This is a genomic window from Lacunisphaera limnophila, assembly GCF_001746835.1.
GTDB lineage: Bacteria > Verrucomicrobiota > Verrucomicrobiia > Opitutales > Opitutaceae > Lacunisphaera > Lacunisphaera limnophila.
This window is the reverse complement of record NZ_CP016094.1, coordinates 2,955,266-2,971,974: the sequence shown is the minus strand read 5'-3', so window position 1 is coordinate 2,971,974 and position 16,709 is coordinate 2,955,266. Positions and strand designations below refer to the sequence as shown.

General features: G+C 67.3%; 11 protein-coding genes. 5 read left to right on the top strand and 6 right to left on the bottom strand.

All coding sequences use genetic code 11. From position 1 onward, the window contains the following. Positions 1-133: 133 nt before the first annotated feature. Positions 134-1,912 carry an aspartate--tRNA ligase gene (gene aspS, locus Verru16B_RS12405; RefSeq protein WP_069962576.1) on the bottom strand — a complete coding sequence of 593 codons (1,779 nt, stop codon included), beginning with the start codon at positions 1,910-1,912 and terminating at the stop codon, positions 134-136. A 264-nt stretch (positions 1,913-2,176) separates the two neighbouring features. On the opposite strand from aspS, the gene Verru16B_RS12400 reads away from it, so the two are divergent. Then, entirely contained in the window at positions 2,177-3,409 is a 1,233-nt protein-coding gene (locus Verru16B_RS12400; RefSeq protein ID WP_069962575.1) for an MFS transporter, read from the top strand. Positions 3,410-3,485: 76 nt separating this feature from the next. Here Verru16B_RS12400 and Verru16B_RS12395 read toward each other — a convergent pair whose 3' ends face one another. Further along, positions 3,486-4,403: a sugar phosphate isomerase/epimerase family protein gene (locus Verru16B_RS12395; RefSeq protein ID WP_069962574.1), complete on the bottom strand. Its 918-nt coding sequence runs from the start codon at positions 4,401-4,403 to the stop codon at positions 3,486-3,488. 5 nt (positions 4,404-4,408) lie between these two features. Beyond that, on the bottom strand, positions 4,409-5,998 hold the full coding sequence (gene gpmI / locus Verru16B_RS12390) for a 2,3-bisphosphoglycerate-independent phosphoglycerate mutase (protein WP_069962573.1): 1,590 nt from the start codon (positions 5,996-5,998) through the stop codon (positions 4,409-4,411). 109 nt (positions 5,999-6,107) lie between these two features. Here gpmI and Verru16B_RS12385 point away from each other — a divergent pair, with 109 nt between their 5' ends. Further along, entirely contained in the window at positions 6,108-6,416 is a 309-nt protein-coding gene (locus Verru16B_RS12385; RefSeq protein WP_069962572.1) for a hypothetical protein, read from the top strand. Positions 6,417-6,422: 6 nt separating this feature from the next. Here Verru16B_RS12385 and Verru16B_RS12380 read toward each other — a convergent pair whose 3' ends face one another. Next, the gene (locus Verru16B_RS12380; protein WP_083270320.1) at positions 6,423-9,737 is read right to left on the bottom strand and encodes a hybrid sensor histidine kinase/response regulator; all 3,315 of its coding nucleotides are present in this window, start codon (positions 9,735-9,737) and stop codon (positions 6,423-6,425) included. Positions 9,738-9,943: 206 nt separating this feature from the next. Here Verru16B_RS12380 and hemH point away from each other — a divergent pair, with 206 nt between their 5' ends. The 3 genes from hemH to Verru16B_RS12365 all read left to right on the top strand — a co-directional run bounded on the left by hemH (position 9,944) and on the right by Verru16B_RS12365 (position 14,236). Next, complete coding sequence (gene hemH / locus Verru16B_RS12375) at positions 9,944-11,011, top strand: ferrochelatase (protein ID WP_069962570.1); 1,068 nt, start codon at positions 9,944-9,946, stop codon at positions 11,009-11,011. A 74-nt stretch (positions 11,012-11,085) separates the two neighbouring features. Beyond that, positions 11,086-13,734, top strand: a complete 2,649-nt coding sequence (locus Verru16B_RS12370) for an ATP-binding protein (RefSeq protein ID WP_169829292.1) — start codon at positions 11,086-11,088, stop codon at positions 13,732-13,734. A gap of 94 nt (positions 13,735-13,828) precedes the next feature. Then, positions 13,829-14,236 (top strand): hypothetical protein, encoded by a 408-nt coding sequence (locus tag Verru16B_RS12365; protein ID WP_069962568.1) that lies wholly within the window; start codon positions 13,829-13,831, stop codon positions 14,234-14,236. A 36-nt stretch (positions 14,237-14,272) separates the two neighbouring features. Here the strand turns inward: Verru16B_RS12365 and glmM are convergent, their stop codons facing one another. Together glmM and trpD are read right to left on the bottom strand one after the other, a co-directional pair. After that, a complete protein-coding gene (glmM, locus tag Verru16B_RS12360) occupies positions 14,273-15,610 on the bottom strand; it encodes a phosphoglucosamine mutase (protein ID WP_069962567.1) in 1,338 nt (445 codons plus the stop codon). Continuing rightward, entirely contained in the window at positions 15,607-16,653 is a 1,047-nt protein-coding gene (gene trpD, locus Verru16B_RS12355; protein ID WP_069963734.1) for an anthranilate phosphoribosyltransferase, read from the bottom strand. Before trpD ends, glmM begins: the two co-directional genes overlap by 4 nt. Positions 16,654-16,709: the final 56 nt, after the last annotated feature.

The following is a 16,709-nucleotide window of genomic DNA, read 5'->3' as shown; positions in this document are numbered from 1 at the left end:
CATCTTTCGCATTCCCTATCGAAGGTGCCGCATTCATTGGGGCCCGGCCCAGGTGGAACCCGGCCTCCGGACGGGTTTGCAGTACGCACGTCAAAAGAACCCGTCCGAAGGCCGGGTTCGTCCTTCGCCGACCTTACTGTTGCGGGATCACCGTCTGGATGTGCAGTTCCTTGAGCTGCTTCGCCGTGACCGGCGTCGGGCTCTGGGCCATGAGGTCCTGCGCCTTCTGGGTCTTAGGGAAGGCGATGACATCCCGGATGCTCGTGGTGCCGCAGAGCAGGGCGCACATGCGATCCAGGCCAAAGGCAAAGCCGCCGTGCGGGGGCGCGCCATAGGTGAAGGCCTTGAGCATGTAACCGAAACGGCTCTCCACGACGTCGGCCGGGATCTTGAGCACGTCCTCAAAAATCTTCTTCTGCAGTGCGGGCTGGTGGATGCGGATCGAACCGCCGCCCAGTTCCATGCCGTTGAGCACGCAGTCGTAGTGCTGGCCGCGGACCGCCTTCGGGTCCGAGTCCAGCAGCGGCACGTCCTCGGCCACGGGTGAGGTGAACGGGTGGTGCGTGGCCGCGTAGCTGCCCTTCTCCTCGTCGTAGGACATGAGCGGGAAATCCACGACCCAGAGGAAATTCCACTGGTCGGCGCGCAGGGTCATCTTGCCACGCTTCACGAGCAGCTGGGCGGCTTCGAGCCGGGTGCGGCCGAGGATCGCGCAGGCACGCTCCCACGGGGCGGCGGCGAAAAACACGATGTCGCCGTTCTCGATGTTCAGGCGCTTCGTCAGCTCGGCCTTCTCGGTCTCGCTGAAGAATTTCACGATCGGCGACTTCCACTCGCCGTTCTCGACCTTGATGAAGGCGAGGCCCTTCGCGCCGAGGGATTTGGCAATCTCCTCGAGCGCGCCGATCTCACCCTGCGTGATGTCGGCGAGGCCCTTGGCGTTGAATGCCTTCACCGAACCGTGGGCGGCCACCGTCGAGGCAAACACCTTGAAACCGGAACTCTTGAACGTGTCGCTGAAGTCGGCCAACTCCATCCCGAAGCGGGTGTCGGGCTTGTCGACGCCGAAGCGGTTCATGGCGTCCTTGAACGCCAGGCGCGGGAACGGGGTCGGGAGGTCGTGATTCAACACGTCCTTCCAGACTTTCTTCAGCATGCCCTCCAGCAGGGAATACACCCCTTCGCGGTCGATGAAGGACACCTCAAGATCCACCTGGGTGAACTCCATCTGGCGGTCGGCGCGCAGGTCCTCGTCCCGGAAACAGCGCGCGAGCTGGAAATACTTCTCCACGCCCGCGACCATCAGGATCTGCTTGAATTGCTGCGGCGACTGCGAGAGCGCGTAGAACTGGCCGGCGTGGATGCGCGACGGCACGAGGTACTCGCGGGCGCCCTCGGGCGTGCTCTTGAAGAGCGCCGGGGTCTCGACCTCGTAGAAGCCCTGCGTGTCGAAGTAATCCCGCACCGACTTCGCGGCGCGGTGGCGCACGGCGAGGTTTTTGCGCATCTTCGGGCGGCGCAGATCCAGGTAGCGGTACGTGAGGCGCAGGTCCTCGTTGACCTTGTCGCCCCCCGCGTCGGTCAGCGGGAACGGCGGCGTCTCGGAAATATTGTGCACCGTGAGCTCGGTCGCATCGATCTCGATCTCGCCGGTCGGGATGCCGCGGTTCATCATCGCCTCGGGGCGGGACTCGACCTTGCCCGTGATGCCGATGACGGACTCGGCCTTGAGCTGCGCGGCCTCGGCGCGGAGCGCGGAGTCGAACTTCACCTGCGTGATGCCCTCGCGGTCGCGGAGGTCGACGAAGATGATGCCGCCGTGGTCGCGGACGGAATCAACCCAGCCGGCGAGCGACACGGTCGCGCCGAGGTTGGTCTTGGTGAGTTGGGCGCAGTGATGGGTGCGAAGCATAGGGCGTAACGTGCAACCAAACGGCCCGCCCCCCCGGGGCGCAAACAGAATTTCCTCCCGTATGACAGAGGAAGGCCCGGTTGCCGCCGGCCTCGCAGAGGCCGGTCCGGGGTCAGCGACCCCGGCTACAGCAGCCATGCCCTCCCCCGCCCTGATTCCCATTCTTAAAGTCCCTGCGGGAGCCTGCTTGCAGGCGATCGGTTTACCGCTTGAATTGGACGCCAGCCGGCTCCTACCCCGATCAGTCTACCCCCGCCCCACCCCATGAAAAGCGCGATCAACCTGAAACTCAGCGTCATGATGTTCCTCCAGTTCTTCATCTGGGGGGCCTGGTACACCTCAATCGCCGTCTACATGACCGCCGAGGGCATGGGCAGCCTCACGCACTGGCCTTTCACGGTGAACCCGATTGCGGCCATCGCCGCCCCCTTCTTCCTCGGGCTCGTCGCCGACCGGTTCTTCGCCACCGAGAAGGTGCTATCGTTCCTGCACCTGGCCGGCGGCGTGGTGCTGCTGGTCACGCCGTCGCTTGCCGGCAACCCCGTGGAGTTCATCCTCGCCCTGCTGGTCTACAACCTCTGCTACATGCCGACGCTCGGCCTCAGCAACTCCCTCGCCTTCCATCACATTGAGGACCAGGAGAAACAATTCCCGCGCATCCGGGTGTTCGGCACGCTCGGCTGGATCGTCGCCGGACTGGGTGTCTCCCTCGTGCTCAGCCGGGTGCTGGGCACCACGGCCGAGCGCACCGCCGCGCCGCTCTACACCGCTGGGATCGCCTCGATCCTCCTCGGCCTTTTCTGTCTGTTCCTGCCCGCCACCCCGCCCTCCGCCAAGGGCCGCCGGGTCTCGATCGGCTCCATCCTCGGTCTCGACGCCTTCCGCGAACTGGGCAGCGGACCTTTCTACGTGTTTCTCGCCAGCTCGTTCCTGATCTGCATCCCGCTGGCCGCCTACTACAACTTCACCCAGCTCTTCCTCGGCGCCGCCGGCGTCACCAACATCGCCGCCACGCAGACACTGGGGCAGATGTCGGAGGTCGGCTTCATGCTCCTGATGCCCTTCTTCTTCGCCCGGCTCGGCGTGAAATGGATGCTGATTGTCGGCATGGGGGCGTGGGTCGTGCGTTACGCCCTCTTTGCCCTCGGCGCGCCCGACCAGGTGCAATGGATGGTCATCGGCGGCATCGCGCTGCACGGCATCTGCTACGACTTCTTCTTCGTCACCGGCCAGATCTACGTGGACAAGAAATCCTCCCCGGCCGTCCGCGGCCAGGCCCAGGGTATGCTGGTGCTTGTGACCTACGGCGTCGGCATGCTCATCGGCGCCCAGATCGCGGGGCGCGTCTACAACGGCTTCCTCGGCTCCGCCCCCGCCCTCACCGCCGCGCAATGGCAGTCGTTCTGGTGGATCCCCTCCGCTTTCGCCGTCGGCGTGCTGGTGTTCTTCGCCCTCCTTTTCCGGGACAAGAGCGTGGCCTCGGATCGGAAGGTGTAAGCCGCAGGTTTTCTGGAGCCGCGGCGACCTCGCCGCGGTCCTCCAAACCCCGCGCCGGGGTCGGCGCGGCTTGAGGTCAGGGAATCCAGGTGCGCAGGAATTGCCGGCACTCGATCAGCGACCGCTTCCGGTCCGCCAAGCTGCCTTCGTAATCCTTGTCCTCAACCTCAACGACCACCGGGCCTTTCCAGCCGACCTCGCGCAGCGTCGCAAAATAAGCGCCCCAGTCGATATCACCGCGCCCCGGCAGCTTCGGCGTGTGGAAGGTCAGCGGGTTGGCCAGGATGCCATGCTCGTCCAGCCGGTCGCGGTGGACGTGCGCATCCTTCAGGTGCAGGTGGTGCAGGCGGGACGTGAACTCCCGCAACGGCTTCAGGTAATCCATCTGCATCCACAGCAGGTGCGAGGGGTCGTAGTTCAGGCCGAAGTTGGCGTCGGGAATGACCTCAAACAGCTTCCGCCAGATCGCCGGGGAATACGCCAGGTTCTGTCCCTTGGGCCACTCGTCGTAGGTGAAATACATCGGGCAGTTCTCGATGCCGATATTCACCCCGTGCTCCGCCGCGAATTTCACCAGCGGGGGCCAGACCTCCGCGAAGAGCAGCAGGTTCTGGACCTCATTGAGCCGCTGGTTGCGCCCGATGAACGTGTTCACGTTGCGCAGACCGAGCCGCTGCGCCGCCACGATCAGTTTTTTGATATGCTCACGGAAGAACGCAGCCCGCTCGGCATCCGCATCCAGCGGGTTCGGGTAATAACCGAGCCCGGACAGGAAGACACCCTGCGCCTGCAAAAACGCCTTCACCTCCGCCGCCCGCGCGTCCGTCAGGTCGGCCACATCGAGATGGGTCACCCCCGCATACCGCCGCTCGGCCTTGCCCGCCGGCCAGCAGCAGAGTTCGACACACCGGTAATCCGCCTCGCGGGCGAAGCGGATGACCTCCTCGAATCCGAGGTCGGGCAGGATCGCAGAGACGAAGCCCGGGGCCGGCATGGGACTCAGCCGAGGACCAGGCTTTCGCCCGTCATCTCCGCCGGCTTGGGCAGACCCATGAGGTGCAGCACGGTCGGCGCGAGGTCGGCCAGGCGGCCCCCGCTGCGCATCCTGGTTTTGCCCGCGACGAGGCCCTCGCCCACCACGAAGACCTCGACGAGGTTCAGCGTGTGCGCGGTGTGCGGGCTGTTGAGCACCGGATCCCACATCTGCTCGGCGTTGCCATGGTCGGCGCACACGACGGCCTTGCCGCCCACCTGCGCGATCGCGGCCAGCAGTTCGCCCACGCCGGCATCGGTCGCCTCCACGGCCTTGATCGTCGCCGGCAGCGAACCGGTGTGACCCACCATGTCCGGGTTGGCGTAATTCACGGCAATGAAACCGTACTTGCCGGAGAGAATCGCCGCCTTCGACAGCGCCGTGACTTCCGCCGCCGACATCTCGGGCTGCATGTCGTAGGTCGGCACCTTCGGGCTGGCCGGGCACGCCCGGTCCTCGCCGGGGAACGGCTCGCTCCGGTAGTTGTTGAAGAAAAAGGTCACGTGCGGGTTTTTCTCGGTCTCGGCACAGCGGAACTGAGCCAGGCCGGCATTGCTCACGACCTCGCCGAGGATGTTCTTCAGCTTCGGCGGCTTGCCCGAGATCACATGGACCGGCAGGCCCTTTTCATACTCCGTCATCGTCGCATAGTAGAGATCCAGCTTCGCCCCGCGGTCGAAGTCCTTGAAGCCGTCGATCACGAAGGCCTTGGTGATCTCGCGCGGGCGGTCGCCGCGGTAATTGTAGAACAGCACGGCGTCGCCGTCGGCAAAGGTCGCGATCGGCTTGCCCTCCGCGCCCACGATCCACGTCGCCGGCACGAACTCGTCGCCGTTCTGCGTCGGGCTGAGCGGCTTCTCGTAATAACTGGCAATCGCCGCCCCCGCGCTGGTGGCCGTGGCGAGCGCGGCTTTGCCGGTCAGCATGTCGTAGGCCTTCTGCACACGCTCCCAGCGGTTGTCGCGGTCCATGGCCCAGAAGCGCCCGCACACCGTGGCGATCCGGCCCACGCCGATCTCCTGCAGCTGCGCCTCCACCTGCTGGATATAGCCGAGCCCGCTCTGCGGCGGCGTATCGCGACCGTCCGTAAACCCGTGGATGAACACGCGGCCCGCGAGCCCGTCCTCCTTCGCCTGCCGCAGGATGCCATAAAGATGCTCGAGCATGCCATGCACGCCGCCGTCGGACACGATGCCCATCAGGTGGAGCCGGGCGGCCGGGTTGGCCTGCAGCCGGGCAAGCGCGCCGAGCCAGACCGGGTTGCGCGCCAGCTGCTTCTCGGAAAACAGCTTGTTCAGCCGCACCAGTTCCTGGTCGACGATCCGCCCCGCGCCGATGTTTTCGTGACCAACCTCCGAGTTGCCCATCTGCCCGTCGGGCAGGCCGACATCGAGCCCGCTGGCCGAGACCAGCGCGTGGGGATACTTCGCCTGCAGGGCGTCGTCGCAGGCCTTCTTGGCCAGCTTGACGGCATTGAACAAATCCTGGGTCGGATCGGGATTTTTGCCCCAGCCATCGCGGATGACCAGGAGGACGGGCGATTTTGCGGAATTCATGGGAAAATGTGCCGATTAAGCCGCGGCAGTGAAGTCGCCCATGCACCAGTAATCCAGAGAAAAGCACGATCCGCCCACGACGGCACAATTTCTGCACACTGCCGCCGCCATGACGCTCCTCATCCGCGACCAGCTGACCTGCCCGCCGACGTGGTTTGCCTCGTACCGGGACCTGACCTTGTACTGCGCCATCTTCCTCAAGCTCGACATCGTGCTCGAGTCGGAGGACCCCGACACCTACTACCGTTGGATCAAGCCGCGGGGCGGCATGGACTTCGTGGAGGACATCATCCGCCCGGGCAGCGAGCGCGGCCTCCACCTGGATTTCGCCCGCCATTATCCGGGCACCATCGTCACCGACCGCATCGCGCCGGAGAATGTCCACCGCCTGATCGCCGCCATCCGCTCCGCCGCCTGAGCCGGCTCAGGCCTTCGGCAGCAACTCGCGCAGCACCCGCGCCACTTCGTTCACCTCGTAGGGCTTGGCGAGCACGGCCGCAAAGCCATGATTCCGGTGCCGGGCCAGCACCGGGTCGCTGGAGTAGCCGCTGGAAACGACGGCTCTCACGTCCGGATCGAGCGCCCGCAGCTTCGCGAGGGCCTCAAGCCCGCCCATGCCCCCGGGCACGGTGAGATCCATGATGACCAGGTCGTGACGACAACCGGCCGCGAGCGCGGCCCGGTATTTCTCGACGGCCTCCGCCCCATCCGCCGCACAGTCCACTTGCAGACCAAAACGGCCCAGGAGGGACATCGCCATTTCGCGGATGATCGCCTCGTCATCCATAAACAGGACCCGACCCTTCACCGGCCGCTCCGGCCCGCCGGCCGGCGGGGTCAGTCTCTCGCTGGTGGACGCCCCGCTCAACGCCGGCAGCCAGAACCGGAAGGTCGTGCCCTGCCCCGGCTGGGACTCCACCTCGATGTGCCCGCGGTGCTTCTTGATGATCGAATAGACCGCGGCCAGCCCCAGACCCGTGCCGCTCTGTTTGGTGGTGAAATAGGGATCAAAGATGCGCGCGATATTCTCGGGTTTGATGCCCTCGCCGGTGTCGGTGATGGTCATCTGAATGTAGTTGTCGTGGGCGAGACCCGGTTGGTTCACACCGCCGTGCGGATCGTTGCGTGCGATGATCCGTAACGTGCCGCCGTGCGGCATCGCCTGGACGGCGTTGATGACCAGATTCTGCACCACCCGGCCAATCTGCCCCTTGTCGGCGTCGGCCGGCCAGAGATCCGGGGCCAGGTCATAGTGCGCCTTCACCGTCGAGCCGTGCAGGGCGAAGGTCGCCATCTCCCGAACGACCGCCTCCAACTGGATGGCCGCACGCACGGGTTCGCCGCCCTTCGCAAACGTGAGCAGTTGCTGGGTCAGGTCCCGGGCCCGCAGCGCCGCCTTCTCGGCCGAACGCACGCTGTTGCCCGCCGGACTGCCCGCCGGTAGATCCAACTGGGCCAGCGAGAGGTTGCCCATCACCGCGGTGAGGATGTTGTTGAAATCATGGGCGATGCCACCGGCCAGCACGCCGACGGACTCCAGCCGGGTGGCCCGCACCAGTTCCTGCTCCAGGCGTTCCTGCTCGGTGACATCGCGCAGCACCAACACGGCGCCAGTCACCCGGCTGTCCATCGCGTGGATCGGCGCGCAACAGCCCTCCACCAGCCGCCACGGACCCGCGCGCGTCACCAGCCGGGTGTGCATGGGCAGATCCGCCACCACATCGCCCAAGGCCACGCGGGACACCGGCACCTCGACCCGCTCACCGTTGCGGACATTTTCCAACACACAGACGCGTTCCACCGGGAGCCCCTCGCATTCGCCCGGCTCCCAACCCGTGAGCGCGGCGGCCGCCGGGTTCATGAATTGAATCCGTCCGCTGATGTCAGTGGTGATCACCGACTCGTGCATCGCCCGCAGCGTGACCGAGAGCCGCTCCTTCTCGGCCGCCAGCGCGTCCTCCGCGCCGCGTTGCAACGTGATATCCACGGCCACCCCCACCAGCGAAAAGCGCCGTTCCCCCGCGGCGCGGATGGTCACATTCTCCCGGATCCAGGTCGCCGTCCCGTCCGGGCCGATGATATGAAAGACGTGCTCGTAGCCGGGCCGGCCTTCGATCATCGCCGTGCGACAAAGCCCGTTCATCGCCGCCCGCTCGGGTATTTCAAAATTCCGCCACAACCGGGGCTCCGCTTGCGGCCGCCCCGCCCCCTGCAGCTTCCGCCACAGGAGCGAGGGCTGGATGCGGAACTGCCAGGTCCAGTCCTCGGCGCTCAGTTCGACCGTGGCTTCCCAGAGGATGCAGTCCGCGCGGGTCAGCAGCTCCTGCAGGCGCTGCTCGCTGGCATGCCGGGCGGACTCGGCGACGTGCTGCGTCGTGATATCGTGGATGATGCCGACCAGATCCCAGACGTCCGACCCGATGGGGCTGATGGTGACCGATTCACTCAGCCAGATGTCACCCGCCGGACCGGGCACATGGAAAATCTGGTCATAGCCCGGCGCCCCGCCGGTGATGGCGGCCTCGGCCCGCTGCGCGATCTGCTCGTGCTCCGGCACGCCATGCTCCTTCCAGGCGAAGCCGATCGGATCCTGCGGGTCGGACGCAAAGATCCGCCGGTACAGCTTCGACCGGGGCACGTACATCGACCACAGAAACGGCCCGCCGGGCGAACGCTCCACGCGCGCCTGCCAGATCATGCTGTCCGCCCGCTCCAGGAGATGGGCCAGCCGACTCTCGCTTTGCTGGTGGGCCTCCTCCGCCTGGCGCTGCGCGGTGATATCGGTGATCACCCCCACCAGCGTCCAGCTCCGGGCGCCCAGCCGCGTGATCGAGACCTGTTCATGCAGCCAAAAGGTCCGTCCGGCGCGGGTGATCGCACGGAACTGCTGTTCATAACCCGTCGCGTCCACGCGGATGGCCTGGCTGCCGCGCTGGTCCATCTCGCGTTGATCCGGCATCACCAGCCCGTCCCAGTACCCCCGTGCGCGATCATAGATCCGGTTGGGGCCGAACAACTGCGCGGAAAGCAGCGATTCCGGGGTGTCAAAGTGCGACCAGGCCAGCCCCCCGGCCTCCTCGATCACGGTGGCCCGCCAGAGCATGCACTGGGCCTGGGACAGGAGCTGCACCACGGTCTGCTCGCTTCGGGTGCGGGCGGCCTCGGCCTCCCGCAACGCCGTGAGGTCAGTCACCAATCCGACCAAGCGGAAATGATCGAGGCCCAGCCGGGCGATCGAGACGTTTTCATGCAGACAGTAGGTCCGCCCGTCCCGCACCGCTCGGAACTCCTGCTCATAACCCGACTGGCCGGAGACCATGGCCTCGCGGGCCAGCCGGTTCATCTCCGCCCGCGTCCCAATCTGAAAATCCTCCCAGAGGTCCTGACCGGGCCGCGGCACGCGGCCTTGAAAAAGCTGTCGGCAAAAAACCGACGGGTGCAGCTGCAACTGCCAGGTCCAGTCGCCGGTCTCGAGCCGGACATCCGCCTCCCACAGCACCCCATTCAGATGCTCGATCAGCTCCGATGGCCGTGGCGCACTCCGTGCACCCCGCGGCCGATTGCGCCGCCGGAGCCACGCGTACAGCATCAGGCCCAGGAGCACCACCCCCAGCCCCGTCCAAAGGGCCCCCGACGCCAGCACGCCCACCGCGGGTTGCCCCGCCGGCCAGACATACGCCGTGACCCAGGTCGCAGCCTGGTCAGTTTCCCCTCCACGGATGGCGGCAAACGGGGTCATGGGGTTCGGTCGGGTCGCGGGACGGAGATTCCCGGGCGGCCAGCCCGTTAATCGTCCATCCCGATCCCGTTCTTTAACGATAAACCTGCGGCTGCCGAGTCCAGAATGACCGGCCGGGCCGGCCGCCGCCACCCGCCACCGCCGCTTTTCGGACCCGGCCCGTTGACTTTGCGTGCCATTCCGCCACGTCTGTTCCCGTCACCAACATGTCCCAATCCGCCGTCCTCCTGCTCAACCTCGGTTCCCCCGAATCCACGTCGGTCCCCGACGTCAAACGCTACCTTCGTGAATTCCTCGGAGACGAACGGGTGATCGACAAGCCTGCCGCCGGCTTCCTCCGCCGCCTGCTGGTCAACGGCATCATCATTCCCTTCCGCGCGAAGAAATCCGCCCACGCCTACGAAAGCGTCTGGACGCCCGAGGGTTCCCCCCTGGTCGTCACCAGCCGGCACACGCAGACCAAACTCCAGGCCCGCACGCCCTTGCCCGTCGAGCTGGCGATGAATTACGGCAACCCGTCCATTCCCGACGCCCTCCACCGGCTGGTCCGGCAGGGCGTCGACCGCCTCCTGCTCTTTCCCCAGTATCCGCATTACGCCATGTCGAGCTGGGAAACCGTCGTCGTGAAGGTGCAGCGCGAGGCCGCCAAAATCGCCCCCGACCTGAAGATCGAGTGCGTGCAACCCTACTTCGCCGACGCCGACTACATCTCGGCGCTGGTCACCAGCGCGCGCCCCTACCTGGCCCAGCCCCACGACCACCTGCTGTTCAGCTACCATGGCATCCCGGTGCGCCACCTCACCAAGGGAGACAGTTCCCACGCCCATTGCCAGGTCGTCCCCGACTGCTGCACCACCTGTTCCCCCGCCCACGCCACCTGCTACAAGGCGCAGGTCACCCGCACGACCCACGAATTCGTGCGCGCCGCGGGCCTGGACCCCGCCAAGTGGTCGATCTCCTTCCAGTCCCGCATCGCCGGCGAGCCCTGGATCGCGCCTTACACCGACCACCTGTTCGAGGAATTGCCCAAGGCGGGCAAGAAACGCCTCCTCGTCATCACCCCTGCGTTCGTCACCGACTGCCTGGAAACCCTCGAGGAAATCCGCGTCGAGGGCGCCGAACAATACAAGGAGGCCGGCGGGCAGGAGTTCACCCACATCCCCTGCCTCAACGACCAGCCGGTCTGGATCGATTTTCTCGAGCAACGGGTCCGCGCCTGGCAGCAGACCGGCGCCCTGGCCTTTTCCGCCGGCGACCTCGTCAAAACGCGTTAAAAATCCCGCCGCCACTCCGGTCCAGGCGCGCTCTGGGCTCGCGAGTGGCCCGGCGTCCGCACACCCTCACCCCTGTGCACCACCCGTCCACTCCCTCCGTCGCCCGCACCGGCCATGGGCCGGGCGCGGTGCTTGTGCTGGCGGCGGACGGACGGATCGAACTGGCCAGCGCCTCGGCCTGCGCCATCTGGCAGGCCAAGCCGGAGGAACTGGCCGGCGACTACTTTCCCCAGCTCTTCGACTTCGACGTCACTTCCCGTGAATCCCGCTGGGTCCAAGCCCAGTGGGAGGTCCTGCTCGCCGCCACCGCGGACCGCCCGATCACCCTCAAGCTGCAACCCAAGGAAGCCGCCGCCTACGACGTGACCGTCCGGATCGAGAAATCCGGCGAGACCCCGGCCCGCTACCTCGCCTTCATCAGCCTGCCGCTCCCGCCCGCCGACCCGGCCGACCATTTTCTCACCCAGCTCAACGATCGCGGCCCGCTCGGTTTCTTCGACCTCAACTTCCAACGGCAGGAGATCTACTACTCGCCCATGTGGAAGCGCCTGCTCGGCTACGCCGACACCGACCTGCCCAACACCTACGAGACCTGGCTCAACCTCATCCACCCCGACGACTCGTCCGCCGCGCCCGACCGGCAGGGACGGGCCGGCTCCACCGGCCTCCGGCCCTTTTCCCATGAGTTCCGGATGAAACACGCGCACGGCCACTATGTGTGGCTCCAGTGCGTGGGGCTCCAGCAGCACGGCCCCAACGGCTCGCTCCAGCGCGTGATCGGCGCCCACCTCGACGCGAGCGACCGCAAGGATTTCGAGGAATCCGGCCTGCGCGCCGAGGAACGCCTCACCCAACTCGGCGACCGCGGTCGCGCCGGCCTCTTCGACCTCGATTTCGCCGCCGGCCTCTACTGGCTCTCCCCCGGCTTCAAGGCGCTGCTCGGCTACGCCGACGGCGAGCTGCCCGACACCCTCGAGTCCGTCCTGCGCAGCCTGCCCATGGACGAAACCCTCGGCGGCGCGCCGGCCTACTTCCTCGCCCAACACCCCGACCAGGTCTCCTATTTCGACGTCATCCGCCTGCGCCACCGCGAGGACCGCGACGTGCTCGTCCACGCCGGCATCGTCCGCCAGATCTCGCGCAAGCGCGAACTCCAGCGCGTCCTCGGCTTCGTCGTCCCGCTCCCCGGCCCGCGGCCCGCCGGCGAGGCCGAGCCTACGCTCCCGCTGGGCCACCTGACCGTGCTGCTGGCGGAGCTGCAGGAGGGCGTGTTATTCACCGACGCCACGGGCCACGTATTGCACCTCAACGCCAAGGCCGAGCGGCTCCTGGGCCGCACCCTCGCCCAGTGCCTCGGCCAGGAATCCGGTGAAATCTTCCGCCTCGTCCACCGGCAGAGTGGCGAGCCCGGCGAAAGCCCCGTGCACAAGGCGCTCACCACCGGGGAACCCGTGACGCTCAACGCCGAATTCGCCCTCGACACCGGCGCCGCCGCGCCCCGCCCGATCGCCTTCAGCGCCCGGGCGGTGATCGACGCCGCCGGGGTGCCGGTGGGGGGCGTGATCGTCTTCCGCGATCCCGCCGAGATGAGTCTCACGCCCGAGGAACTGCTCCGCGCCAACCGCTTCGACTCGCTCGGCCAGCTCGCCGGCGGCATCGCCCACGACTTCAACAACCTCCTCACCACCATTCTCGGCGGCGTCTCCCTCGCCAAGGAAAACCACGACTACACCGCCCTCGAGAACAGCGAACGCGCCTGCCTCGCCGCCAAGGCCCTGAGCAAGCAACTGCTCACCTACTCCAAGGGCGGCACCGCCGTCCGGCAGGTCGTCAAACCGGCCGACGTCCTCGCCGACAGCCTGCGCCTGGCCGCCGCCGGCTCCACCGTGAAGGTCGAGCTCGCGGTGGCCCCGGGCACCGGCACGATCTGCGTCGACCGCGCCCAGATCCTGCAAGTTTTCCAAAACCTCGTCATCAACGCCATCCAGGCCATGCCCACCGGCCAGGGCCAGATCTGGGTCACCGCGGCCAATGTCGCGCTCGCGGAGGCCGAGGTCCCCGCCCTCGCGCCCGGCGTCTATGTCAAGGTCGAGGTCCGCGACAACGGCAGCGGCATCAAGCCCGAGCACCTCGAGCGGATTTTCGATCCCTTCTTCACCACCAAGAAGTCCGGCACCGGCCTCGGGCTCGCCACCGTGCTGTCCATCGTGAAGCGCCACGGCGGCCAGATGGGCGTCGATTCCGAACTCGGCGTCGGCACCGCCTTCAGCGTCTTTCTGCCCGTGGCGGATGCCCCCGAGGAAGTCGTCGCCCGCCGCGCCCCCGCCTTCAATGTCGCCACCCGCACCGGCCGGATCCTGTTCATGGATGATGATCCCCAGATCAGCGAACTCACCCGCGGCATGCTCGAAAGCCTCGAATACAAGTGCGACCTGGCCAGCCACGGCGCGGAGGCCGTCCAGCTCTACAAGCGCTACCTGAACATCGGCCGGCCCTACGATGCCGTCATCATGGACCTCACCATCATCGGCGGCATGGGCGGCGAACAGACCTTCAAGCTCCTGCGCGAGATGCACCCGGAGGTGCGGGCCATCATCGCCAGCGGCTACGACAACGACGACATGGCCCGCCAGTACCGCGACATGGGGTTCCTCGGCTACCTCACCAAACCCTACCGGGTGGGCGATCTCGGCCGCATCCTCAAGATCGTCCTGGGCAGCTGAGTGCTGCGGCGCCGCGGCCCGGTCGGGACACCTTCCCGGTGGGTATTTGATTGTGCGCCCCCCGCGTGGCGTCCGATGATCCCCTGCGCGACCCATGCCTGCGACCCTCGCCCCGAAATTCACCTACCGCATCCTGACAGCCCAACGGCTCTGCCTGTTGCGGTTCAGCGGCTCGGTCTCCCTGAGCGACGTCACGCGCGGGGTCGTGCAACTGTGGGCCGATCCTGATTTCGATCCCTTCTTCAACGGCATCGTGAACCTCGACGGTGTCACGACCCGGGCCGGGCTCGGGGAATTGCAGTCCCTGATCGATTTTTTGCAGAAGCGGAGCGCCAGCGCCGGCCAGTGGGTCGTGGTCTTTTCCGAGCCCAAACCGACCGCGCTCGGCCTGATGTTCAAGGCGGCTTGGCTGGGTCCGTTCAATATCGAGGTGGTGTCCACCTGGGAGGCGGCCTGCCGCTTTCTCGATGTGGACCTGCCCGCCTTCGCCCCCGGCGGCTGAGCGCCTCGGCTAATCCCCGGCGCGGGGCGGCCGGCGTCAGAGCACTTCCAACTCCGCCCGGGCCGCGACCTGCAACCGCTCCAGCCCGGCCGCCACCACGGCGTCGGTAGGCCCCTCGATCAGCAGCCGCAACTTGGACTCGGTCCCGGAATAGCGCACCAACACGCGTCCGCGCGCACCCAGCTCGGCCTCCAGGGCCCGCACGGCTCCGGTCAATCCGGGCAGGGTTTCCAACGGCCGCTTCTCACGCACACGTAAGGCCAGCGACCGCTGGGGAAACTTAACCAGTGCCCGGCGCAGCTCCGAGAGCGGCCGGCCCGTCGCCACCATCACCTCGATCACCTTCAGCGCCGCCACGAGGCCGTCCCCCGTGGGCGTGACCTCCGCACAGATGATGTGCCCGGAGGATTCGCCGCCAAGCGAGGCGCCTTCCGCCCGCATGCGCTCGGTCACATAACGGTCCCCGATCGGGGTGCGCACCACCCGGCCGCCGGCCGCCTCGAGCGCGGCCTCGACCCCCAGGTTGCTTTGCTGCGTCGTAACGAGCAGGCGCTGCGCGAGGCGTCCCTGCGCCAAGGCATGGAGCGCCAGAATCGTGAGAATCTCGTCGCCATCGAGCACGGCGCCCAACTCGTCGCACAGCACGCACCGGTCCCCGTCGCCGTCATGCGCGATCCCCAGCCGGGCCCCGTGCGCCCGCACTGCGGCGCCCAGCGCCTCGGGATGTTCACTGCCGACGCCCGCGTTGATGTTGCGACCGTCCGGCGCCGCGCCGAGCGCGATCACCTCGGCTCCCGCCGCCCGCAGCACCCGGCCGCTCGTCTCGACGGTGGCCCCGTGCGCCGTGTCCAATACGATCCGCCAACCCGTCAGCCGGCAGGGGAAGGACTCGGTGATAACCCGCAGGTAATCCGTGATCCCATCCACCGCGCCGAGCGGCCCCGCCGGCGCCCCCGTGCGCTGCGCCGGCATCAAGGCCTCGATCCGCGCCTCCTGCTCGTCGGTGAGCTTGAGCCCCTGCGGGCCGAAAAATTTGATGCCGTTGTCCGTGGCCGGATTATGGGACGCCGTGATCACGACCCCCAGCGCCGCCCGCTGCCGGCGCACGGCGAGCGAGACCGCCGGTGTCGGCAAAATCGCCAGCGACCGCGGCCCCAGCCCGCCCTGCGCCAGGCCGTCCGCCAGCGCCTGCTCCAGCGCGGCGCCGGACTGGCGCGTGTCGCGGCCGATGAGCACAGTCGCCCCGGGACCAACCCCGTTCTCGCGCAACCAGGCCGCCGCCGCCGCGCCCAGGCGCCAGGCCAGCTCCTCGTTCATCTGCGCGCTGCCATAGGGACCACGCACGCCATCGGTGCCGAAATAGAGTCGCTTCATGAAAGGTAAAACTCGCGGGTGGCGGCAATCTTGGCCCGCACGGCTCCGCCGAGCAGGAGCTCGCGCACCGGCCCGATCCCCTCGGCGATGCCGGTGGTGCGGCCCGCGACATACAGCGCCGTCGCGGCGTTGAACAGGATCGTGTCAACGAGACCCGCGGGGCCGTGCCCCGCCAGGATGGCCTCAACCGTGGCTAGATTCGCGGCCACCTCCCCTCCCCGCAAATCATCGAAGGACGCGGTCGGCAGGCCGAAACTCTCGGCGCCCCACGTGCCGCGCACCTCGCGCAAACGACCCACGCCGCGCACGCGGTTGGCCGTGGCGGTGGTCAGCTCATCGATACCCTGGCCCTCCCCGATGATGCCATGCCCGACCAGACCCGAGGGTTGGCCCAGTTCATCCAGGGTCTCCGCCAGCTTGTCCACCAACGGCGCCGCATAGACCCCCAGCAAAATATGCGCGGGCCGGCCGGGGTTGATCAGCGGACCGAGAATATTGAACACCGTGCGCCGCCCCTGCGCCGCCAGCGCCTTGCGGACCGGGCCGATGTGCTTGAACGCCGGATGGTAGTTCGGCGCGAAGAAAAAGGCATAACCCAGCTGCGCGAGCGCCTGCCGCGACTTCTCCGGCGGTGCCGCGAGGTCGACGCCGAGGCCCGCCAGCAGGTCGGCGCTGCCGCACTTCGAGGTGATGCCGCGGTTGCCGTGCTTCATCACGGGCACCCCCGCACTGGCCAGCACCAGCACCACCAGACTGGAGATATTGAAGCCCCCCGCATGGTCCCCCCCGGTGCCGACGATGTCGATCGCCCGCGGGGCGAACGCCTCGACGCCCGGGTTCACCGCCCGCTCCCGGAAAGCCGCGGCCAGGCCCGCAATCTCCGCCGCGGTCTCGCCCTTGTCGGCCAGCGCCAGCAGAAAGGCGGCTTTCGGCTCGTCCGTCACGTCGGGCGAAGCCAGCGCCGCTGCCGCCGCCGCCACTTCCTCGGCCGTGAGATCCTGACGGGCTTGGAGGCTGAGGGTGAGCGCGGGAAGGACGGCCATGTTGGCCGCGAGCAGAATCAAAACTCCCGGCCCCGCAAAGCATAAAACTCGACAGC

What these genes read in the sequence shown, in the direction of transcription:
- aspS (WP_069962576.1), bottom strand. Translation starts at nt 1,912, where the DNA reads ATGCTTCGCACCCATCACTGCGCCCAACTCACCAAGACCAACCTCGGC.
- Verru16B_RS12380 (WP_083270320.1), bottom strand. Translation starts at nt 9,737, where the DNA reads ATGACCCCGTTTGCCGCCATCCGTGGAGGGGAAACTGACCAGGCTGCG.
- Verru16B_RS12385 (WP_069962572.1), top strand. Translation starts at nt 6,108, where the DNA reads ATGACGCTCCTCATCCGCGACCAGCTGACCTGCCCGCCGACGTGGTTT.
- Verru16B_RS12395 (WP_069962574.1), bottom strand. Translation starts at nt 4,403, where the DNA reads ATGCCGGCCCCGGGCTTCGTCTCTGCGATCCTGCCCGACCTCGGATTC.
- trpD (WP_069963734.1), bottom strand. Translation starts at nt 16,653, where the DNA reads ATGGCCGTCCTTCCCGCGCTCACCCTCAGCCTCCAAGCCCGTCAGGAT.
- gpmI (WP_069962573.1), bottom strand. Translation starts at nt 5,998, where the DNA reads ATGAATTCCGCAAAATCGCCCGTCCTCCTGGTCATCCGCGATGGCTGG.
- hemH (WP_069962570.1), top strand. Translation starts at nt 9,944, where the DNA reads ATGTCCCAATCCGCCGTCCTCCTGCTCAACCTCGGTTCCCCCGAATCC.
- Verru16B_RS12365 (WP_069962568.1), top strand. Translation starts at nt 13,829, where the DNA reads ATGCCTGCGACCCTCGCCCCGAAATTCACCTACCGCATCCTGACAGCC.
- glmM (WP_069962567.1), bottom strand. Translation starts at nt 15,610, where the DNA reads ATGAAGCGACTCTATTTCGGCACCGATGGCGTGCGTGGTCCCTATGGC.
- Verru16B_RS12400 (WP_069962575.1), top strand. Translation starts at nt 2,177, where the DNA reads ATGAAAAGCGCGATCAACCTGAAACTCAGCGTCATGATGTTCCTCCAG.